At 69.6% G+C, this 19,490-nt stretch carries 17 protein-coding genes and 2 pseudogenes; 9 read left to right on the top strand and 10 right to left on the bottom strand.

Features of this window, described 5'->3' with window-relative positions:
- Window positions 1-5: 5 nt before the first annotated feature.
- Together ACGFNK_RS33775 and ACGFNK_RS33770 are read right to left on the bottom strand one after the other, a co-directional pair.
- A complete protein-coding gene (locus ACGFNK_RS33775; RefSeq protein WP_393422025.1) occupies window positions 6-1,001 on the bottom strand; it encodes a carbohydrate ABC transporter permease in 996 nt (331 codons plus the stop codon).
- A 110-nt stretch (window positions 1,002-1,111) separates the two neighbouring features.
- Window positions 1,112-2,425: an extracellular solute-binding protein gene (locus tag ACGFNK_RS33770; RefSeq protein ID WP_393422023.1), complete on the bottom strand. Its 1,314-nt coding sequence runs from the start codon at window positions 2,423-2,425 to the stop codon at window positions 1,112-1,114.
- A 284-nt stretch (window positions 2,426-2,709) separates the two neighbouring features.
- On the opposite strand from ACGFNK_RS33770, the gene ACGFNK_RS33765 reads away from it, so the two are divergent.
- From ACGFNK_RS33765 to ACGFNK_RS33755, 3 genes are all read left to right on the top strand, one after another.
- Window positions 2,710-3,726, top strand: coding sequence for a LacI family DNA-binding transcriptional regulator (locus tag ACGFNK_RS33765; RefSeq protein WP_393422021.1), 1,017 nt, complete (start codon window positions 2,710-2,712; stop codon window positions 3,724-3,726).
- Between the two features lie 134 nt (window positions 3,727-3,860).
- Window positions 3,861-4,040, top strand: coding sequence for a hypothetical protein (locus ACGFNK_RS33760; protein ID WP_393422019.1), 180 nt, complete (start codon window positions 3,861-3,863; stop codon window positions 4,038-4,040).
- A gap of 89 nt (window positions 4,041-4,129) precedes the next feature.
- The gene (locus ACGFNK_RS33755; protein WP_393422017.1) at window positions 4,130-4,687 is read left to right on the top strand and encodes a DUF1062 domain-containing protein; all 558 of its coding nucleotides are present in this window, start codon (window positions 4,130-4,132) and stop codon (window positions 4,685-4,687) included.
- A 236-nt stretch (window positions 4,688-4,923) separates the two neighbouring features.
- Here ACGFNK_RS33755 and ACGFNK_RS33750 read toward each other — a convergent pair whose 3' ends face one another.
- Window positions 4,924-5,922: an Lrp/AsnC family transcriptional regulator gene (locus ACGFNK_RS33750; RefSeq protein WP_393422015.1), complete on the bottom strand. Its 999-nt coding sequence runs from the start codon at window positions 5,920-5,922 to the stop codon at window positions 4,924-4,926.
- 143 nt (window positions 5,923-6,065) lie between these two features.
- Between ACGFNK_RS33750 and ACGFNK_RS33745 the strand changes: the two genes are divergently transcribed.
- From ACGFNK_RS33745 to ACGFNK_RS33735, 3 genes are read left to right on the top strand one after another with little or no spacing between them, the layout of a single operon-like run.
- Window positions 6,066-7,391: an Nramp family divalent metal transporter gene (locus ACGFNK_RS33745; RefSeq protein WP_393422013.1), complete on the top strand. Its 1,326-nt coding sequence runs from the start codon at window positions 6,066-6,068 to the stop codon at window positions 7,389-7,391.
- A gap of 8 nt (window positions 7,392-7,399) precedes the next feature.
- Window positions 7,400-8,839: an amidase gene (locus ACGFNK_RS33740; RefSeq protein WP_393422011.1), complete on the top strand. Its 1,440-nt coding sequence runs from the start codon at window positions 7,400-7,402 to the stop codon at window positions 8,837-8,839.
- Window positions 8,836-10,080 (top strand): NAD(P)/FAD-dependent oxidoreductase, encoded by a 1,245-nt coding sequence (locus tag ACGFNK_RS33735; protein WP_393422009.1) that lies wholly within the window; start codon window positions 8,836-8,838, stop codon window positions 10,078-10,080. Before ACGFNK_RS33740 ends, ACGFNK_RS33735 begins: the two co-directional genes overlap by 4 nt.
- A gap of 253 nt (window positions 10,081-10,333) precedes the next feature.
- Here ACGFNK_RS33735 and ACGFNK_RS33730 read toward each other — a convergent pair whose 3' ends face one another.
- The 6 genes from ACGFNK_RS33730 to ACGFNK_RS33705 form a co-directional block, all read right to left on the bottom strand.
- A complete protein-coding gene (locus ACGFNK_RS33730; protein ID WP_393422007.1) occupies window positions 10,334-10,774 on the bottom strand; it encodes an SRPBCC domain-containing protein in 441 nt (146 codons plus the stop codon).
- A gap of 89 nt (window positions 10,775-10,863) precedes the next feature.
- Window positions 10,864-11,202 (bottom strand): ArsR/SmtB family transcription factor, encoded by a 339-nt coding sequence (locus ACGFNK_RS33725; RefSeq protein ID WP_393422005.1) that lies wholly within the window; start codon window positions 11,200-11,202, stop codon window positions 10,864-10,866.
- Window positions 11,199-11,663: an SRPBCC family protein gene (locus ACGFNK_RS33720; protein ID WP_393422003.1), complete on the bottom strand. Its 465-nt coding sequence runs from the start codon at window positions 11,661-11,663 to the stop codon at window positions 11,199-11,201. The genes ACGFNK_RS33725 and ACGFNK_RS33720 overlap by 4 nt, the downstream gene beginning before the upstream one ends.
- 259 nt (window positions 11,664-11,922) lie before the next feature.
- Window positions 11,923-13,878 carry a glycoside hydrolase family 5 protein gene (locus ACGFNK_RS33715; RefSeq protein WP_393422001.1) on the bottom strand — a complete coding sequence of 652 codons (1,956 nt, stop codon included), beginning with the start codon at window positions 13,876-13,878 and terminating at the stop codon, window positions 11,923-11,925.
- Window positions 13,879-14,282: 404 nt separating this feature from the next.
- Window positions 14,283-14,939 carry a response regulator gene (locus ACGFNK_RS33710; protein WP_393421999.1) on the bottom strand — a complete coding sequence of 219 codons (657 nt, stop codon included), beginning with the start codon at window positions 14,937-14,939 and terminating at the stop codon, window positions 14,283-14,285.
- A 2-nt stretch (window positions 14,940-14,941) separates the two neighbouring features.
- On the bottom strand, window positions 14,942-16,084 hold the full coding sequence (locus tag ACGFNK_RS33705) for a sensor histidine kinase (RefSeq protein ID WP_393421997.1): 1,143 nt from the start codon (window positions 16,082-16,084) through the stop codon (window positions 14,942-14,944).
- A gap of 242 nt (window positions 16,085-16,326) precedes the next feature.
- Between ACGFNK_RS33705 and ACGFNK_RS33700 the strand changes: the two genes are divergently transcribed.
- The 3 genes and pseudogenes from ACGFNK_RS33700 to ACGFNK_RS33690 all read left to right on the top strand — a co-directional run.
- A complete protein-coding gene (locus ACGFNK_RS33700) occupies window positions 16,327-16,947 on the top strand; it encodes a hypothetical protein (protein WP_393421995.1) in 621 nt (206 codons plus the stop codon).
- A 384-nt stretch (window positions 16,948-17,331) separates the two neighbouring features.
- On the top strand, window positions 17,332-18,537 hold the full coding sequence (locus ACGFNK_RS33695) for an MFS transporter (protein WP_393421993.1): 1,206 nt from the start codon (window positions 17,332-17,334) through the stop codon (window positions 18,535-18,537).
- A 42-nt stretch (window positions 18,538-18,579) separates the two neighbouring features.
- Window positions 18,580-18,774: pseudogene (locus ACGFNK_RS33690) on the top strand (alpha-L-fucosidase); the annotation flags it as partial.
- Between the two features lie 169 nt (window positions 18,775-18,943).
- Here the strand turns inward: ACGFNK_RS33690 and ACGFNK_RS33685 are convergent.
- Window positions 18,944-19,450: pseudogene (locus ACGFNK_RS33685) on the bottom strand (ATP-binding cassette domain-containing protein); the annotation flags it as partial.
- Between the last annotated feature and the right edge of the window lie 40 nt (window positions 19,451-19,490).

Raw genomic sequence — 19,490 nt, 5'->3', positions numbered from 1 at the left:
CCCGGTCAGGCCTTGCGCGCCACGACGCGCTTGACGACTCGTTGGACGATGAACACGACGATGAGCAGCAGGAACATCGCCCAGGCGACCGTGGCGGCCCGCCCCATCTGGTAGTTCTTCCAGCCCTCCTCGTAGAGCAGCAGACCCAGCGTCTGGTACTGGTTGTCGGCTCCCCCGGTGATGCCGTTCGGGCCCTGGCCGAAGATCAGGGGCTCACCGAAGAGCTGGGTGGCGCCGATCGTGGACAGGACGATGGTGAAGACGATGGTGGAGCGGATGCCGGGGACGGTGACCTTCAGGAACTGCTGCCACCGCGATGCGCCGTCGATGGCCGCGGCTTCGTACCGGTCGCGCGGGATCGCCTGCATCGCCGCGAGGTAGAGCAGAGCGTTGTAGCCGGTCCAGCGCCAGATGACGATCGTGGAAATGGCCGTCTGCGCGGCCCACTTGTTGTTCTCCCAGTCGATGTTGTCGACACCGACCAGGCTCAACATCCAGTTGATCATGCCGAAGTCGCGTTCGAAGAGCATCGTGAACACGAGCGCTGCGGCACCCACCGACGTGGCGTACGGCGTGAGGGCGGCGACGCGGAAGAACGTCGAGCCGCGCAGCCGGTAGTTGAGCAGATGCGCGAGGCCGAGCGCCATCAGCAGCTGCGGCACGGTCGACAGGACGCCGATGGTGAAGGTGTTCAGCAGCGCGTTCCAGAAGCGGTCGTCGTCCCACAGGGCCGTGTAGTTGTCGAAGCCGACCCACTCCATGAGGTTCAGGGTCGACAGTTCGACGCGGTGCAGCGAGATCCACGAGGTGTAGATGAGCGGGTAGAAGCTGAAGGCGGCGAAGACGATGAAGAACGGGGCGACGAAGGCGTACGGCGCGCCCCGGACGTCGAGGCGGTGCAGCAGCGTACGGCGACGCTGACGGTCCCCGCCGGTGCCGGTCCCGGCCGGCGGGGCGGTGCCGGGCGCACCGTCTGGGGGTGTCGAGGTGGAGATGGCCACCGGAAGGCGTCCTTCCTGGAGGGTGAGGGAGGCGAGCAGGGGCCCGGCGGCCCACACGGGCCGTGCGTGGGGCGCCGGGCGGCTACGGAGACGGGCAACGGGGCCCGAGGTCAGCCGGCAGCCTTCTCGATGCGCTTGTCGCTGGTCTCCCATGCCTCTTTCGGGCTCTTGTTCTGCGCCTCGATCAAGGTCAGACCCTGCGAGAAGATGTCCTTGATGGTGCCGTCCTTGCGGCCGAGCACCTGCTCATCGGGGATCTCCTGGGCCGCGGCGCCGAAGATCTGCCCGATGGGAGCGCCGCTGAAGTAGTCCGACTTGGCATTGACCACTTCGGGCATCTCCAACGCGGTCTGCGACGAGGGGAGGTTGCCGAGCTTCTTGAAGATGTACGCCTGCTGCTCAGGGGCGGTGAGCCAGGCGACGAGCTCCTGCGCCTCCTTCTTGACGGGGCTCTTCTCCATCACGCCGAGGAACGCTCCGCCCCAGTTGGCGCCCTTGGGCGCCTTGGCGACGTCCCACTTGCCCTTGTTCTTCGGGCCCGCCTTCTCGCTGATGTGCGCGAGCATCCACGCCGGGCAGACCGTGCTGGCGAAGGTGCTGTTGGCCAGACCGGGGTCCCAACCGGGCTGGAACTGGCGGAGCTTCGCGGTCAGATCGGACGTGGCCGCCTCGGAGGCCAGCTTCCACGCGTCCTTCACGACAGGGTTGCTGGCGTAGATCAGCTCGCCCTTCTTGTCGTAGAACTGCTGGGAGTTGCCGTAGATCATGGCGTTGAACAGCCCGCTGGAGCTGTCCATGAAGGCGACCTTGTCGTCCTTCGACTCCGCCTTGAACCGCTTGCCCGCGTCGACGTACTTAGACCAGTCGCCCTCCCACAGCTTGGCGACCTTGTCGCGGTCGGTGGGCAGGCCAGCCTGCTCGAAGAGGTCCTTGCGGTAGCAGACCGCCATGGGGCCGATGTCGGTGCCGAGGCCGATGACCTTCTTGTCCGAGGTGGTGACCTGGCTCTGCTTCCACGGAAGGAAGTGGTCCGTCCCGGCCACGCCGGCCAGATCGACGAACTTGTCCTTCTGCGTGTCGGACAACTCCTTGGCCCGACCAATCTCTATGCCCTGGATGTCCTTCAGCCCGCTGCCGGCGGCCAAGTGGGTCTGCAGGGCGGTGTAGTAGGTCTGCTCGTCGCCCGCGACGTCCGCCTTGATGACGACGTTCGGGTTCTCCTTCATGTACTTGTCGAGCAGACCGGTCTCCTTGAAGCCCATGACGCCGAACAGGCCCATGGTGATGGTGACCTTGCCGTCCTTCTTCCCCCCACCGGTCCCCCCGTCACTGCTGCCCCCGCAGCCCACGACCAGACCGAGAGCCGACACAGCCGACACGGTGGCCACGACCCTCGTACGCAACTTCCTTCGGAACTTGTCCATTTCGTCCTCCTAGCGGCGGCGCTGACGCACCGGAGTTCGAGCCTCACGGTCCGCTCCGCAGGCACGATTTGTCCGGTGGGTACGTTCCCAAACAACGATGGGAACGTGCCCACCCGGAAGCCCGAAGCCTGGCCGCCAGGAAAGGCGTCTGTCAAGAAGTTGAATCCACTTTGTTGCCGGAGGATGTCGTACCGCTGAGCTCTGGCCCTGCGGGCGCTCTCCGCGGGTCTGGCACAATGCGCAGGTGAGCGCCGTCGGGGCAACGCGCAAGCGAGGGAGGCGTCATGGAGGGCAGGCAACGCCCGACCATCAAGACCGTGGCCGCGCGCGCCGGCGTCGGACGCACCACGGTTTCACGAGTCATCAACGGCTCGGAGCTCGTCAGCGAGCAGGCCAGGGCCGCCGTGCTCGCCGCCATCGCCGAGCTGAACTACGTCCCGAACTCGGTGGCCCGGGGGCTGGTGACGAGCAGGACGAATTCCGTGGCCCTGGTGATCCCCGAGTCGGAGAGCAGACTGGGCTCCGAGCCCTACTTCTCGGCCGTCATCCGGGGGGTCAGCACCGCCCTCGCGGAAACCCGGACACAGCTCCAACTGGTGCTCGTACGCGACCAGGCCGAGCGGGACCAGCTCACCGAGTCGGTGGCGGAGCGGCGCGTCGACGGGGTGCTCCTGGTCTCGGTGCACGAGCACGACCCGCTGCCGGGGCTGCTGGAGGACATGGGACTGCCCACGGTGCTCGCCGGGCGCCGCTCCCCCGCCGAGTCGCTCAGCCACGTGCACTCCGACAACGCGGGCGGAGCCGCGTCGGCCGTCAGCCACCTGCTCGCACGGGGGCGGCGGACCGTCGCCACCATCAGCGGTCCCCTCGACATGGACGTAGCGCGCAGCCGGCTCCAGGGCTGGCGGGAGGCGCTCGAGAAGGCAGGCCACGAGGCCTCGGAGCGGCTCGTGGCCGCGGCGGACTTCACCGAGGAGGGCGGCGAGGCCGCGATGCGTTCACTCCTTGAACAAGTGCCCGGGCTCGACGCCGTGTTCGTCGCCTCGGACGTCATGGCGGCGGGGGCGCTGGCGGAGTTGCGCAGGCAACAGCGCAGCGTCCCGGACGACGTGGCGGTGGTCGGATTCGACGACTCCATCATCGCCCGGCACACCAACCCGCCCCTCACCAGCGTGCGTCAGCCCGTCGAGGAGATCGGCAGCATGATCGCCCGCATCCTTCTCAAGGAGATCGGCAATCCCGAGGAGCCACGTCAGCGCGTCGTTCTGCCCACCGAACTCGTGGTACGCGAATCGTCATAAGTCCATGAGGAGCGCCTCACCGCAGCCGTGCTGCCGCTGTACGTCCTGCACCAGCCGATCGTGGTCGCCGTCGCATACTTCGTGATCGGCTGGTCGGCTGGTCGGCGCCGATCCTTGTTGAGTACCCCGTGCTCGTGGTGCTCGCGCTCATCCTCATCCTCACCGCGTACGAGCTGCTGGTCCGCGCCATGATCCGCCGGCTGGAACCTGACGGTGAGGCGCTCGAAAACCAGTGGAACAGCGCCGCTGTGCGCCGTTACCGTGCTGCCGAGCCAAGTCGTCTGGGCAAGGACGTGCCGTTGTACACCCTGTGAGACCTCCCGAGCGCTGAATCGTCGCGCGTCGCGCATGTGCGCCGCGCTCCTTTTTGCTGCGGACTTCTCACTGAAACCGGTGTACTTCTGTGCTCAATAGCTGGGTGGTCATGCCCACCTGCCTGCCTACCGTTCTCCGCCGTTGCCACGCGTGCGCGTCCGAGCGCTTCCGGGCAAACGGTAAATTTCGCATCAACGCAAACCACAAGCTCCTCGACGCCTGGCTCCTCGTGCTCTGTACCGCTTGCGGGGACACGGCCAAGCTCACGGTCCTGGAGCGGGTGAACGTGCGCTCCGTACGGCCTGAGCTGCTGGACCGGATGCATGACAACGACCCTGGTCTGGCAGCTGAGCTGCTCCAGGATCCTGTCGTGCGGCGCCGCAATCGCGTCGCCCTCGACTGGGACAACGCCTGGCGCCTGGACACCGGCGGATCGGATCACCTGGACCGCGAGGTGAGCGATGTGCTCGATGTATCGGTCCGCTTTGCGGCGCGGATTCCTGTCCGGCCGGTGCGACTGATCGCTGAAGGTTGCGGTCTTTCGCGGGCCGAGGTCGAGAGACTGATCACGGAGGGGAAACTCGTTTCGGCAGTCCGGCTGAGCGGCAAGCTCTCCGGCGACTTCACCTTCACGCTCAAGCGCTGAGCCCCTCCTGGGGACCAGGGGCCTGTCCGGCAAGTCCGCCGGACAGGCCCTGGTCAGGCAATGTCCCGTACTGTGCCGTGGGGGTCGGCCCCAGGACATCGCCGCCGCGGCAGCCTTCTCGCCTGCCCGGCGGCGGCCTTCGTCACAGGCGAGCGCATCAAGGTCGACGCGGTCATACTCCGAGCCAGGACAAGTCACCGTCCTCGTCGAGCCGATGCCCGGGCAGCGCACCCGTCTCACAGCCACGGGGCGAGCATCCCGCCCCGCTTCAGCGAGGTCAGGACCATCGAGACTCCCAACGACATCACGTCCCCCAGCCAGTCGGCCCCCGTCACGAAGTCGTAGAGGGCCGACTCGTCGGGAAACGCCCCCAGGACCAGGATCTGACGTTCACCGGCGATGAAGCTGACGTACCGGACGTGGACGGACTGCGTCAGTGCCGCCGTGACCACCTCGACCCTGGACGGCGCGGTGCGCACCCACAACACCGCCTCCACGGGCAGTCCGAGGAGCGTCGGCTCGATCACGGCCCGGATGCGCACCCTGCCCTCCCGCCTCAGCACACCCAGCCGCCGTCTGGCGGTGGCCTCCGACACTCCGGCGATACGGGCGAGTTCGTCGTACGTGCAGCGCCCGTCCTCGGCCAAGGCGTGTAGCAACAGCCGGTCCTGGCGGGAGAGTTCCTGTGTCGTGTCGCCGGTCGGCAGCACATCACCGGTGAGCGGGGGCGCGGAGGCATTGGACGACGCTCCCCTCAGTTCGTCGATCTCGGTATCGGTGAGCAGGCCCGCATGCCATTCGCGGATCGTCCGGACATGGCGCAGCACCGGGTACGTGAAGGTCTCCACCATGCCCGGCAGCCCTGGCAACTCGTCCATCACCAGACCGGCGAGACGGTCTCGCGTGCAGAGCAGCTCCGCGACGCAGTCCGGGGTTCCGGTCAGCACGTGGGCGAAGACGCAGTCGGGGCGGCGGGCCAGTGCCGTCGCGGCCACCCGTGCCTGTCCGGGGGAGCAGCGCACGCCGACCACCGTGCTGCGGCCGCGCACCTCCATTGCACCGATGCGCACCAGTCCGGACTCCAGCAGCCGGGCGCCCCGGCGGACCACGGTGCGTTCGGGTTCGCCGAGCGCCGCCGCGATGCGGTGCCAGGAGGCCCGGCCGTCGATCTGCAGCGCGCTGATGATGCGCCGGTCCAGCGAATCCGCCACAGGACCGGTCTGTGGTGCGTCCATCGGACCAAGCATATGGCCGATTCCGTCACTTCGGCCGAGATTCTTGTTCCCTTCCGTCAGCATGCCTGAATCTGCCATGGGGACCGACAGGACCTCATGAGCCGCACGAACCCGTGACCCCGTAACTCACGCCACGTACGGAGATGGTCGACGTGACTGCGACGCCTGGAAGTTCCCTTCGACACCAAGCGGCCGGATCCGCCGAACCCGCGCCCCTCCCCGCCTCCCTGCGCGGGCGGCTCGCGCTTCTGGGCCCCGGATTGGTGCTGGCGGCCGCGAGCGTGGGCGCAGGCGACATGGTGACGTCACTGGCGGGCGCCGCCGGCTACGGGATGGCCCTGCTGTGGGCGATCCTCATCGGCGTCGTCCTGAAGTTCGCGCTCACCGAGGCGGTGGGACGCCTGTACATGGCGTCCGGGCAGACTGTGATCGCGAGCCTGCGCTCGGCCGGCCGCTGGCTGCCGGTGGCGTTCTTCGTGTTCGTCCTGGTCATCGCGCTGATCTACGGGGCGGCGCTGAGTTCGGTGGCGTCCTTGGCGCTGTCCACGCTGTTCCCCGCCCTGCCGCTGCGGCCGGTGGCCGTCGGGATCGCGCTGGCCTCCGCCGCCATCGTGTACGTCGGCCGGTACGCGGTGTTCGAGCGGGTGATGAGCGTCTTCATGCTGGCCAAGTTCCTCGGCATGGTCGTCCTGGCGGTCGCCACCCTCGCCACCGCCGACGACCTGCCGGGCCTGCTCTCCTCGGTGCGCCCGAGGCTGCCGGAGGGGGACGTGGTGACGGTGCTCGCCCTCATCGGCGGCGTGGGCGGCACGGCCGGGATCGCCTCGTACAGCTACTGGGTGCGGGAGAAGGGCTGGCGGGACCGCAGCCGACTGCCCGTCATGCGCGCGGACTCCGCGGTGAGTTACGCCGTCACCTTCCTGTTCGTGCTGTGCACCACGGTGGTGGGAACAGGCCTGCTCCACGGCAGCGGGCGGACCATCACGGGCAACGAAGGGCTGGCCGCGCTCGCCGACCCACTCGGCGCCGATCTGGGATCGGTGGCCCGTGTGCTGTTCCTCGGGACGTTCTTCCTCGTGACCCTGAGCGCGCTGGTCGGCGGGTTCAACGCGCTGTGCTATCTGCTGGCCGACTCCCTGCGGACCCTGCGCGGCGTCCCGGACGACGCGGCCGAGCCCCACATCGCCCAGCACAGCCGCCCGTTCCGCGCCTTCCTTCTCTACGCCGCGGTCGCCGCCGTCGCCGTCACGTTCCTGGGACGGCCGGTGCCTCTGGTCCTGACGTACGCCGCCGTCGGCTCACTGATCCTGCCTCTGCTGTCGGGGGCGCTGCTGGTCCTGCTCAACCGCCGGGGCGTCCAGCGGCCGTACCGGAACAAGGCCGCCTCGAACGTGCTGCTGGCCGGCTCCTTCGTCCTCTTCGGAGTGCTGGCCGTCGTACAAGTCAAGGAAACGATCGGAGGGTTGTGAACCACACCGTGACCACCACGGATCTCTGCCAATGGACCGCCACCGAACTCGCCGCCGCCATCAGGCGCCGTGACGTGTCCGCCCGGGAGGTCGTCACCGCCCACCTCGAACAGATCGAGCGCGTCAATCCGGCGGTGAACGCCATTGTCACCCTTGTCCCCGAGCGGGCGCTGGAACAGGCGGCCGAGGCCGACGCGCGGCTGGCGGCGGGGGCGGACGTCGGCCCGCTGCACGGGCTGCCCGTGGCGCACAAGGACCTCCACGACACCGCGGGCATCCGTACGACGTACGGCTCACCGCTCTTCGCCGACCGCGTTCCCGACCGGGACCACCTGGTCGTCGAGCGCCTGAGGAGGGCCGGGGCGATCACCGTCGGCAAGACCAACGTGCCCGAGCTCGGTATGGGTTCGCACACCGTCAACCCCGTCTTTGGGGCCACCCGCAACCCGTACGACCCCTTCCGCAGCGCGGGCGGCAGTAGCGGCGGTGCCGGCGCGGCCCTGGCCTGCGGGATGCAGCCGCTGGCCGACGGCAGCGACACCGGCGGCTCGCTGCGCAATCCCGCCTCCTTCAACAACGTCGTCGGACTGCGCCCCTCCCCCGGGCGGGTTCCCTCGTGGCCCGACAAGGCACCGTGGGGACAGCTCTCGGTGAAGGGCCCGATGGCCCGCACGGTGACGGACGTGGCACTGGCCCTTTCCGTGCTCGCGGGCCCCGACTCGCGCAGCCCCCTCGCCCTGGAGACACCGGGTTCCGCCTTCGCCGGGCCGCTGGAAGGGGACGTACGCGGTCTGCGGGTCGCCTGGTCACCCGATCTCGGCGGGACCGTCCCCGTCGACGCGGAGGTGCGGGACGCGCTGCGCCCGGCCGTCGACGTCTTCGCCTCGCTCGGCTGCGAGGTCGAGGAGACCTGCCCGGATCTGTCCGGGGCCGACGAGGTGTTCCTCGTCCAGCGTGCCTGGCAGATGGAACTCGCCTACGGCTCCCTGCTGGACGAGCACCGCCACCGGATGGCGACGGACGTGGTGTGGAACATCGAGGAAGGCCGCAAGCTCACGGGTCCGGCCCTCGGGCGTGCGCAGATGCTGCAGGCCGCCCTCTTCCACCGAATCCGGGAGTTCTTCGAGTCGTACGACCTCCTGCTGCTGCCGGTGAGCCAGGTCGCCCCGTTCGACATCCGGCTGCCCTACCCGACCTCCGTGGACGGCACGCCGATGGAGACCTACCTGGACTGGATGCGCTCGGCCTACCTGATCTCCGTCACCGGCTGTCCGGCGCTGTCGGTGCCGGCCGGTTTCACCCCGGCGGGTCTGCCGGTCGGACTGCAGATAGTCGGTCCGCACCGACAGGACCGGGCGGTCCTCGACGCCGGATACGCCTTCGAAAGGGCGACACGTACAGGGGAGCGCAGGCCGGCCGTCGCTTCGGCGGGAAGGGGTGGAACATGACAGCGCCTCGCAGCGCGCTCGTCGTCGGCGCGGGCATGGCGGGACTGGCCACGGCCTGGTACCTCCAGGAAGCAGGCGTGGAGGTCACCGTCGTCGACCGCCGGGGCGTGGCGGCAGGGGCCTCCTGGGGGAACGCCGGCTGGCTGTCCCCGGCCCTCACCGTGCCGCTGCCCGAGCCGGGCGCCCTACGGCTGGGACTGCGGACGCTGTTCTCACCCACCTCGCCGCTCTACGTTCCGCCCCGCGCCGACGCCCGTCTGGCCCGTTTCCTGCTGTCCTTCGGCCGGAACTGCACGAGCCGGCGCTGGCAGGTCGCGATGAGCGCCTTCGCCGCACTGAACCGCGGTGCCCTCACCGCGTACGACGAGCTCGCCCGGGGCGGAGTCGCCGAACCTACCCGGGCGAGCGACCCGTGCCTCATCGCCTTCACCACGGAGGCCGGCCGCACACCGTTCGTCGAGGAACTTCAGGCCGTGCGCGCCGCGGGCCAGCGCGTCGACTACGACCTGCTCACCGGCACCGAGGCGCGGGATCTGGAGCCGACGCTGTCCGAACGGATCGACGCGGCGGTACGGCTGCACGGCCAGCGCCACCTCAACCCCGGGGCCTATGTCGCGGCCCTCGCCGACTCGGTCCGCGACCGGGGCGGAAAGATCGTCACGGGGCGGGAGGTCACCCGGATCCGAGACATCGGTACCGGGATCGCCGCGCGGAGCGCCGACGGAACCGAGGTGCGCGCCGATGTGGCCGTTCTGGCCGCGGGAGCCTGGCTCGACCGGCTGGCGGCACCCTTCGGCGTGCGCGCCCCGGTCCAGTCCGGCCGGGGCTACAGCTTCCTCCTGCCGCGCGAGGGTCTTCCTTCACGGCCCACCTACTTCGCCGCGCAGCGCGTGGTCTGCACTCCGGCGGGCGACCGCGTACGGGTCGCCGGAATGATGGAGTTCACCGGGCCCGACCGTCCCGCGGACCCTCGCCGGGTGCGGGCGATCGTCGACGCCGCACGCCCTCTGCTGCCCGCCGCCGACTTCGGCCGCCGCACCGACGCATGGGTGGGACCACGCCCCTGCACCGCCGACGGCCTTCCCCTCGTCGGCCCCACCCGCTCACCGCGCGTCCACGTCTGCGGCGGCCACGGGATGTGGGGCATCGCCCTGGGACCGCTGAGCGGCAGACTCCTCGCCGAATCGATCGTGACAGGCCGACCTGCCGCCGAACTCACCCCGTTGCATCCACTGCGCTGAAGGAGCGGCCACGGCACCGCGGCTCCCTTGGCACGCCTGCGCCCCTCGCTGCTCGAACGGACCTCCCCGCGGCCACAGGAAGAAGATCCGCTCCGGGTGCGCCGTCTGAGCAGGCAGGCTGACACCAGACCCGTGACCTGCGACTTCAAGATACAAAATCTTGAACGCCCATGTCCTGGCGGAAGCGAGCTTCCCGTGCGGGAAGCTCGCTTCCGCCAGGACATGACGGGCAGGTCCAGTGCCAGTTGCTGGTCTAGTGCCAGTTGCTGATCTTGACGTCGTGCGGCGCGGGCTCGCCCTTGCCGGTTTCGACCAGCTGCTTGAGGCTCATCAGGAAGGTCGCCCACTTGGTGCTGCAGTGGTACATGAACTCCACTGGCTCCTTCCAGCCTTCGTGCCGGAACAACACGATCGTGAAGCCGTCCTCCTGCTTGAGCTCGAAGCGGATCTGCGTGCCGATCCACTCCTCAGGGCCGTCGACGACCTCCCAGACCACGCGCTCGGCGGGCTGGGCCTCCAGGACCTTCATGTCGAACCCGCCGGGCTCGAAGCGGAACCGGATTACTCCCCCGACATTGCCGTCGCCGTCCGTGTCCTGCGTCCACCAGCTCGCCAGCCCATCGACCGTGGTCAAGGCTGCGTAGACAGCGTCCGGAGAGGACGTGACTCCGATCCTGTGCAGGATGTCCACCATCTCGATACCTCTTTCTCGTGTAGGCGCCCGCATTCGGGCGCGGTTTCATCAGCGCCGTCTCGGATGTGGCGACGTTCGTTCGTGAGGGGTCAGCCCTCTTGGCTGCGCTGGATTGCTTCGGCGATCCGCTTGATGCGATGCAGCCGGGCATCCCAGCTGGCCCCGACCGACGACAGCTGCGCGACCGCGCGGGCGAGCTGGGCCTCATCCACCTCGTAGAGGCGCTCGCGTCCGGACGGCGTGACGTGGACCAGCCCGACCCGGTGGAGTACGCCGAGGTGTTTGGCGACCGCCTGCCGCGTGACCGGCAACTGCTCACTCAGCGTGGTCGCCGTCCCGCCGCCGTCGGTCAACAGCAGGTCGAGCATCCGCCGCCGGGTCGGGTCCCCCACCGCCGACCAGAGCTCGTCGTCGATGGTGGCGCTCATGGCGTCGACACGAGCCGAGCGACGTACGTGACGAGGCGGGGCAGGAAGTAGTCCCAGCCGGTGACGTGCTCGCGGTACTGCTCCTCGAGCACGGCCGCCTCCCAGCCCTTCTCCCGGAACCCCGCCTCGGTGAAGCGCAGCAGCGTGCCGGCACCCGACGGGACCAGCTCGAAGGTCACCAGGAGCGAGTTGGCCGACGTCGCGGCCTCACCCTCGTCGTACACCCACCGGAAGGAGAACCGCCGCGGCGGGTCGGCCTCGATCACCGTGAGTGGTACGACGTTCGCCTCCGGCGTAGTCCTGTCGCCGAACGAGATGACCCCGGTGGCGCCGGGCACCGGTTCGAGCTCCGCTTCGTCCGGCCACCACTCCCGCAGGTGTTCGGGCCTGCTGATGACCTCGTAGACCACCTCGGGTGTGGCTTCGATGTGGATCTCCCGCTCAATGCTGCCGTACTCCATCCCGCTCCTCCCACTCTCTCGCAACCTTTGGTTGCACATGACTGTAGGGCCTTGCTCCGATATGCGCAACCATTGGTTGCTCTAAGATTCTGCAGACTGCAGCAAGGCCTGTAGTGCACGGCTCGGACGCACCTCCGTACGGAACGCCTTGCGCACTACTCCCGGTTTCGGTCCGAATCTCGTCCCATTCGGGGGTTGCCTGTTCCTGTTCCGCCGGGCTGTGTGCCGACGGGTGGAGAGAGGCGAGGTGCGCAGCGGATCAGCTCAGCCGTCGGCAGTACAGCGCGTCGGGAGTGCGCGACGAACCCACCCGGCCCGTGTAGGCGATCCCGGCCGCGTACTCGTCGTCCGCGCACTGGCCCTTGTAGTGGCCTTGAGCGAAGTCGCCGCCCCTGGGGGTCGAGCCCCTGTTGTCGCCGCGGTCGAACCAGACGGTGCGGCCGCTCGTGCCGCCGATCGAGCCGGGCGGGGCGGCTACGCACAAGAGGGCGGAGACGGCGGCGCCACGGACGCTGTAGCCGGTCAGGAAGTGGCCGTCGGGGCACTGGAGTTTGGTGTATCCGGTCGCCCAGTCCCGGCCCGGCGTGACGTACCGCTCGTCGACGATCACCTTGTGTCCGGCGGCCGGGGCCCACACAGGGCCGGCGGATACGTCGGAGCACAGGCCCCGGTTGCCGGTGTGGCTGAGGCCGAGGAGGCGCTGGCCGTCGGGGCAGACCGCCTTGCGGGCTCCGGGGTCCCAGTCGGGCAGGGCACGTATCCGCCGCGACTGGACGAAGTCGCCGTGGTCGGGGCTGAGCATCGACCAGTCCGTCACCGGGCCCACGCGGCCGGTGCGGCCCTGGGCCCCGATGAGCCGGGTCCAGGCGGTGGCACGCCAGTCGTCCCCGTCGTACAGGCCCATACGGTTGCCCGCCGCGTCCCAGTGCAGCAGGGCCCAGCCGTTGCCGGTGCGGTTCTCGTGCCAGCCGACGAGCGGCCAGTACGCGAAGTCGGCGTCGGTGCGGATCAGTTGGTCGACGAAGTTCTCGAACCAGGCGCGCTGCCTTGCACCGGTCTCCTCCCGGCCCCCGATGCCGAACTCGCTGATCCAGACGGGGGCGGTGAAATGCTGATCCTTTTCGGCGGTGACGAAGAACGCCTGGCGGTTCAGTACGTCGATCAGTTCGGTGGGGGTCAGGTCGCGGTAACGGGGGTCGGTGGTCTCGCCCGTTCCGGTGGCACCGCTGTGGTTGGGGCCGGTGTAGTCGTAGAAGTGGGCGGAGTACACGAGCTTGCCGGAGTCGACGAGCGTGTGCGAGAGGCGGCGTGCAGGTTCCAGGGTGGGGCGTTCGTGCGCCAGGCCGTCGACGGGGATGCCGGTCCAGTTGATGCCCTCGACGATGATCAGCAGATCGGGGTTGGCCTCCGTCAGGATGCGGTCGCCCACGCGCTGCGAGGCGGTGAACCAGTCGTGGGCGTCACCGAGGCCCCAGTTGGGGTCGTCCCAGATGTCGCGACGCACCTCGTTGTAGAGGTCGGCGCCGACGACGCGCTTGTTGTCCTTGTAGCGGCGGGCCATGAAGAGCCAGTCGTTCTCCCAGGTCTCGGTGGACTGGCTCGCGTTCCATCGTTCGTTGCCGTCGACGCCGCAGCACCAGCGGGTGGTGTTGGTGTGGTTGTTGAGGATCACGGCGAGGCCGGCGGCGGTGAGTTCGCGGACGACGGCGTCGTACACCTGGAGTGGGGTCCTGCCGCGCAGGGAGGGGTTGGCGGCGACGGCGTCGTCCGTGACGGGGACGCTGTCGTGGATCATCTCGTTGGAGAAGGGCAGTCGGATGCTGTTGATCCCGATCTCCCGGAAACCGGCGATGATCTCGGCCATGGGGGCGCGGTCCAGGCCGAGCGGTATCCGGCCGGAGTTCTCGCCCGCGTGGTGGTTGGCGTCCTCGTCCGCGCTTCCTGAACCGTTCCAAGTGCCGCTGGCTCCATGCCAGTTGCCGGACCGCAGCTTGAAGCGGTCTCCGTCCGCGTCGACGATCCAGCGGCCCCGGGTGCTGAGCGGTGCCGTCCAGTCTGCCGCGGCCGCGGCGGTTTCGGCGGTCACGGCGGTTACGGATGGAGTGGTGGTCCCGGGGGCGGGATCCTTTGCGGCCGCGGGGACGGGCGTCAGGGGCACCAGCAGGAATACGGCGGCCAACGTAGCCCTGACTAAGGATCCGCGCACGGTCACCATCCAGGAGACAGTTTTGTCATGGCGGCGTCATCATGGCCGACGGTGCGACATCAGTCCAGTCCTGCGCGCACCAAGCCCCCGTTCCCGCCCTCGACGAGCCATGGACACCGAACCCCGTCCGAGGAGTCATCCCTCACGCACGCTCCACCGGGCATCGTGACTTACCGAGTCCATGGCAGCCCAGGTGGCCGTCGTGGTGGACGAGGTGCCGGACGACCCGGCGGCCAGAACGTCCATGCTCAAGGCGATCATGACTGAAGCGTTGAGCTGCCCTTGCGAAAAACAGTCTGACGGCCGACCCCATCGAACCCTCCACCACTGCACTCGTCACCCGCGCGGTACGCAAAGCCCTAGGCGTCCCGCATGAGTCAGGGAGTCGTCCAGGGTTCGGCGACGGGCGGCGCTCACAGCAGGCCGAGGTCCCGGGCGCGGAGTGCCGCCTGGGTGCGGTCGCGCAGGGCGAGGCGGGTGAGGATGCGGGAGACGTGGTTCTTGACCGTTCCCTCGCTGAGGTACAGCCGCGCGGCGATCTCCCGGTTGGTGTGGCCCTGCGCCACAAGCCGCAGGATGTCCGTCTCGCGTGGGCTCAGGGGGACGGCGGGGGCCTGGGCGGGGCCGGGGGACGGCAGGGAGGCGGTGAGGTGGCGGGCGATGGACGAGTCGAGCTGGGTGACGCCCGCGTGCGCCAGGCGGACCGCGTGTGCGAGTTCCTCGGCCGGCAGGTCCTTGAGCAGGTAGCCGTGGGCGCCCGCGCGCAGCGCCTGTACGACGTACTCCTCGTCGTCGAACGTCGTCAGCATCACCACCCTGCACTCCGGTGCCCTGCCGCGCAGGACGGCGACCGCTTCGACCCCGTCCATCTCCGGCATCCGGACGTCCATGAGGACGACGTCCGGGCCCAGTTCCAGTGTCTTCGCCACGGCGTCCCGGCCGTCCACGGCTGTGCCGACGACGGCGATGCCCGGCCGGATGGAGAGCAGGGAGGCGATGCCGTCCCGGATGAGCCGCTGGTCGTCCACCACCAGCACCCGTACCGGCGGCGTCAGTTCCTGGTCGTCCATGGTCATCTTTCCCCCGTCTTCCCGCGCGGAACGGTCACCGTCAGCCGGGTACCGGAGTCCGGGCCGCTGTCGATGTCCACGCTCCCCGCTACCAGGTGCACCCGCTCCCTCATCCCGAGCAGCCCGAACCCGGTGACGGTCGCGTCCCGCGGGAAGCCGCAGCCGTCGTCGGTCACTTCCAGACGCGCGGCGTCCTCGGCCAGGCGGACCGTCACCGTCACCCGCGCGGCCCGCGCATGGCGGCGCGCGTTGGTCACGCCCTCCTGCGCGGCCCGGTACAGGGCGGTCAGCTCGGCCGTGCCGTAGCCGTCCTCGTCGCCGCTCACCTCGACGGTGACCCGCGGCGATGCCGCACCGCTGTGTGCCAGGCCGGCCAGCGCGGCCGCCAGTGTGGGGTGCGCCGCCTCGCCCCGCAGCGCGCGGACCGACTGCCGGACGTCGCCCAGCGCGAGTCTCACCGACTGCCTTGCCTCGGTCAGCGCCCGCTGAGCCGCGTCGGGGTCCAGTGCCCTGAAGTCCGAGGCCATCTCCAACTGCACGGACATCGCCGTGAGATGGTGCCCGAGACTGTCGTGGATGTCCCGGGCCAGCCGGTTGCGCTCGGCGGCGGCGGACAGCGCGGCGACCCGCGCGGCGTACTTTTCCACTTCAAGCCGGGCGCGCTGTTCGCCGACGGCCACGGCGGCCATCGAGATCGCAAGCACCAGGCCGACGGAGAGCATCAGCAGGTCGGACACGCGCTCCAGATCGCGATACCAGCCGGGCGCGGTCAGCACGTATGCGGCGAGCGGCCCGGCCAGGCACAGCGCGCCCAGCGCGAGCGCGGTCATGCGGCCGAAGGCGAAGTAGGCGGTGAACGGCAGCAGCACGAACAGCACTTGGGACAGGCCCGAGGCGTCGAGGAACGCCAGCGCGCCGATCAGCCCGCACCGGGCCAGCAGCAGCGGCACCCGGGCCGCGGGTCGGCAGCGTCCGACCGCTTCCAGAGCGAACAGCGCCCCGATCGCGGCCGCAAAACCCGACACCCGCCATGCCGCCGGCCCAGGGCCGCCGCCCAGGCCGGCCGCCGCGTAGTACAAACCGCCGACGAGTACCGCGCCGTACAACAGCGGCGCTACCCACCGCACGGGCCCATACGCCACCATGCGCACCCCCTCACCCGCTGCCGCCAGGCTAGGCCGAACACGACCGCCGAGGGACACCGGCGGGGAACTCCGGCCGGTTCGGGCCGGTCGGCACATGCCGAACGGCACATCACGGCCCGGAAGACGGTGACTTCCGGCTGCCGACGGCCGACGTGCTGCACCTCCCGCCACCTGCTTGCCGCTCCCTACGGTGACGGCCCTGACCCACTGTCCGAGCCAGACCGAGCACCCGGAGTGGCCTCATGTCCTCATCCGTCACCTCATCGACATCGACATCGACGTTTCGTGCCGGCGCCCTGTGCGGGCTGCTGTCCGGCCTGCTGATCGCCCTGCCCGCGCTGGTCGAGGCGTTCACCGGGGAGACCTCCGCGACCAGCGTCCCCCTCGCACTCTCCTCCGCGTTCGCTTTGCCGCTGCTCACCGCGCTGCACCGGCGGCAGGGCCCGGCCGGCGGGCGGCTCGGGGAGGTCGCCCACACAGTGAACCTCATCGGGCTCGGCCTGTTCGGCGGTGCCGCGTTCGCCGCGAACCTGGTGCTGTTCTACTTCGACGACGACGTCATCGACGAGACCCTGACCGGCCCCACGATCCCCGCACTCATCGGCTCCGCGGCGGTCTTCGCCGTCGGCTGCGCCCTGTTCGGAGCGGCGATGATCCGCGCCCGGGTGTTCCCGAGGATTCCGTCGTGGGGGTACGCCGTCGTCGTGCCGCTGTTCGCGTTCCTGACTTCGCTGCCCGACTCCCTGCTCACCGGTGCGCTGCACGTCCTGGTCGGCGTCATCCTGATGTGGCTCTCGGCCGCGCTGTGGCGAACGGCCCAGGACGTCCAGCACGCTGAGGCCCCGGACCGAGTAACCGTCTGAGGTGTCGTTGAGGTCGTCCGCTTCACTGCCCGGAGCGCTGGGTGAGGCGGTCCAGGACGGCCACAAGCGCGTCGGGCCGGTGCGGCACCGCATGGTTGTACTACGGCACCGTGTGCACGTCGGTGCGGCTGTGCGGTGTCAGGGCGTCGGCCTCGGCTCGGCGAGCATCCGGTCCTGCAGGGCAGACGTGATGCGTGCGCCGTGGACATAGCGGAGTGCGGCTCCCGGTCTCGCAGTGGGCCCGTGAGGACGGAGGCTCGGTACGAGAGGCCCGGCGGGGTCGCCTCCCCCGGCCCGGCCGGGTTCTCCAGAGCCGAAACCCCTCACGACCAGGCGCCCGTCAACTCCCTTGCCCCGCTACCGACTCCCACCTAGCCTGATTTTGTGCCGCAAATAAACAAATCCCGAACGCACAACGCCGTGCCGGGCAACGGCAACGACCTCACCCGACTCCGCATCGCCCTCACCGCCTTCTTCGCCCTCGACGGCTTCATCTTCGCCGGCTGGGTCGTCCGCATCCCCGCCATCAAGGAGCAGACCAACGCCTCCGCCAGCGCACTCGGACTCGCGCTCTTAGGCGTCTCAGCAGGCGCGGTCGTCACGATGACACTCACCGGCCGACTCTGCCGCCGCTACGGCAGCCACCCGGTGACCGTGATCTGCGGCGTCCTGCTCTCACTCAGCGTCGCCCTGCCGCCACTCACCCACTCGGCACCCGCCCTCGGCGCCGTACTCCTCGCGTTCGGCGCCTCGTACGGCGGGATAAATGTCGCATTCAACAGCGCCGCAGTTGACTTGGTGCGTGCGCTACGACGGCCCATCATGCCCAGCTTCCATGCCGCTTTCAGCCTCGGTGGAATGATCGGCGCCGGGCTCGGCGCGCTGGTCGCAGGGACGCTGTCCCCGACGCATCATCTGTTCGGTCTCACAGCGATCGGTCTGCTCGTCACCGCCCTGGCGGGTCCCACCTTGCTGCGCCTCCGTCCCCCGGCACCGCCGGAGAGCGCAGCGCACGAGGAGTCCGCGCCACGCCGCCTGGACACCCGCACCCGCGGTCTTGTGATCACCTTCGGTCTGATCGCCCTGTGCACGGCTTACGGCGAGGGAGCCCTGGCCGACTGGAGCGCACTGCACCTGGAGCAGGACCTGGACGCCACACCGGGCGCCGCGGCAGTGGGCTACTCCTGCTTCGCACTCGCCATGACCATCGGCCGGCTGACCGGCACAAAGATGCTCGAACGCCTGGGCCAGACCCGCACCTTGACTTACGGCGGCACGACCGCCGCCGCCGGCATGCTGCTCGGCGCGCTCGCTCCCTCCCTGTGGGCAGCACTTCTCGGCTTCGTGATCACCGGGCTCGGCCTCGCCAACCTCTTCCCCGTCGCCATCGAACGCGCCGGCACGCTGGCCGGCGCCGACGGAGTCGCGATCGCCTCCACACTCGGCTACGGCGGCATGCTCCTGGGACCACCCGCCATCGGCTTCATGGCGGACTGGTTCTCCCTGCCCACCGCCCTCATCAGCGTGGCGGCACTGGCCGCATCGGCTGCGGTCATCGGATTCATGGCACGACATGCGGCAGCGAGCTGACACCACCTCCAGCCGCCTCACCCCTACAGGCGCGCCCTACAAGTCAACCGGCTCGCCGAGGTCGGCGCGGCCTGGAGCCCGAACGCCTCCAGGCCACCGCTGCCCACCCAACTGTTGCGCGCCGAGCACCCCGTCACACCGGTCAACGCGTACGCGACCGCCTTCCGCAGCGGCGAGGGACCGCTCCGCGCCATCGACAGACTCAGTGACGCCCGCTACGAGACCTGCTGGTCGGCATAGGGGCTGTCCCCGGCCCGGTTCCAGACCGCATGTCTGTAACGGAGGGCGGACTCGGTGCTCATACAGGGCCTTTCGCGGTCTTGGTTTTTCGTGGATGTCGGTGCGTGTGGTTGTCCGGACGGAATGGGGCAGTGGACGGCCGGACAACCGGGCGTTTGGCGGGTCATCACGCGGGGGTCAGGAGTTGCGTGGTCGCCAGCTGCGCGTACAGCAGGTCCTGGGCCACCAGTTCCTCGTGGGCGCCCACGGCCCGTACGCGTCCGGCGTCCATCACGACGATCCGGTCGGCGCCTGTCACCGTCGACAGGCGGTGGGCCACCACCAGCACGGTGGTCTTCCGGGCCAGCTCCGCGATGACGTCCCGCAGCGCCAGTTCGTTGACGGCGTCGAGCTGCGAGGTCGCCTCGGCCAACAGCAGCAGCCGGGGCCGCCGCAGCAGTGCGCGGGCGATGGCGATGCGCTGCCGCTCGCCGCCCGACAGCTTCGAGCCGCGGTGTCCGACCAGGGTGTCCAGGCCGTGGGGCAGGCGCTCGACGAGGGTGTCGAGCTTCGTCCGGGCCAGGGCGTCGCGGATGTCGTCGTCCGTCGCGCGGGGCGCCGCGAAGACCAGGTTCTCGCGGAGCGTGCCAGCCAGCACAGGAGCGTCCTGCTCCACGTACCCGATGGCAGACCGCCACATGGTCGTTCAAGGGTGGACAGGTCAGCAGATGACA

Source organism: Streptomyces sp. NPDC048825, assembly GCF_043198355.1.
In the GTDB taxonomy this organism is placed as follows: Bacteria; Actinomycetota; Actinomycetes; order Streptomycetales; family Streptomycetaceae; genus Streptomyces; species Streptomyces xiangluensis.
Note: the sequence above shows the minus strand (reverse complement) of the source record. Positions and strands in the feature narration are given on the sequence as shown.

What these genes read in the sequence shown, in the direction of transcription:
- ACGFNK_RS33770 (WP_393422023.1), bottom strand. Translation starts at nt 2,425, where the DNA reads ATGGACAAGTTCCGAAGGAAGTTGCGTACGAGGGTCGTGGCCACCGTG.
- ACGFNK_RS33765 (WP_393422021.1), top strand. Translation starts at nt 2,710, where the DNA reads ATGGAGGGCAGGCAACGCCCGACCATCAAGACCGTGGCCGCGCGCGCC.
- ACGFNK_RS33750 (WP_393422015.1), bottom strand. Translation starts at nt 5,922, where the DNA reads ATGGACGCACCACAGACCGGTCCTGTGGCGGATTCGCTGGACCGGCGC.
- ACGFNK_RS33745 (WP_393422013.1), top strand. Translation starts at nt 6,066, where the DNA reads ATGGTCGACGTGACTGCGACGCCTGGAAGTTCCCTTCGACACCAAGCG.
- ACGFNK_RS33735 (WP_393422009.1), top strand. Translation starts at nt 8,836, where the DNA reads ATGACAGCGCCTCGCAGCGCGCTCGTCGTCGGCGCGGGCATGGCGGGA.
- ACGFNK_RS33730 (WP_393422007.1), bottom strand. Translation starts at nt 10,774, where the DNA reads ATGGTGGACATCCTGCACAGGATCGGAGTCACGTCCTCTCCGGACGCT.
- ACGFNK_RS33725 (WP_393422005.1), bottom strand. Translation starts at nt 11,202, where the DNA reads ATGAGCGCCACCATCGACGACGAGCTCTGGTCGGCGGTGGGGGACCCG.
- ACGFNK_RS33720 (WP_393422003.1), bottom strand. Translation starts at nt 11,663, where the DNA reads ATGGAGTACGGCAGCATTGAGCGGGAGATCCACATCGAAGCCACACCC.
- ACGFNK_RS33715 (WP_393422001.1), bottom strand. Translation starts at nt 13,878, where the DNA reads ATGGTGACCGTGCGCGGATCCTTAGTCAGGGCTACGTTGGCCGCCGTA.
- ACGFNK_RS33710 (WP_393421999.1), bottom strand. Translation starts at nt 14,939, where the DNA reads ATGGACGACCAGGAACTGACGCCGCCGGTACGGGTGCTGGTGGTGGAC.
- ACGFNK_RS33705 (WP_393421997.1), bottom strand. Translation starts at nt 16,084, where the DNA reads ATGGTGGCGTATGGGCCCGTGCGGTGGGTAGCGCCGCTGTTGTACGGC.
- ACGFNK_RS33700 (WP_393421995.1), top strand. Translation starts at nt 16,327, where the DNA reads ATGTCCTCATCCGTCACCTCATCGACATCGACATCGACGTTTCGTGCC.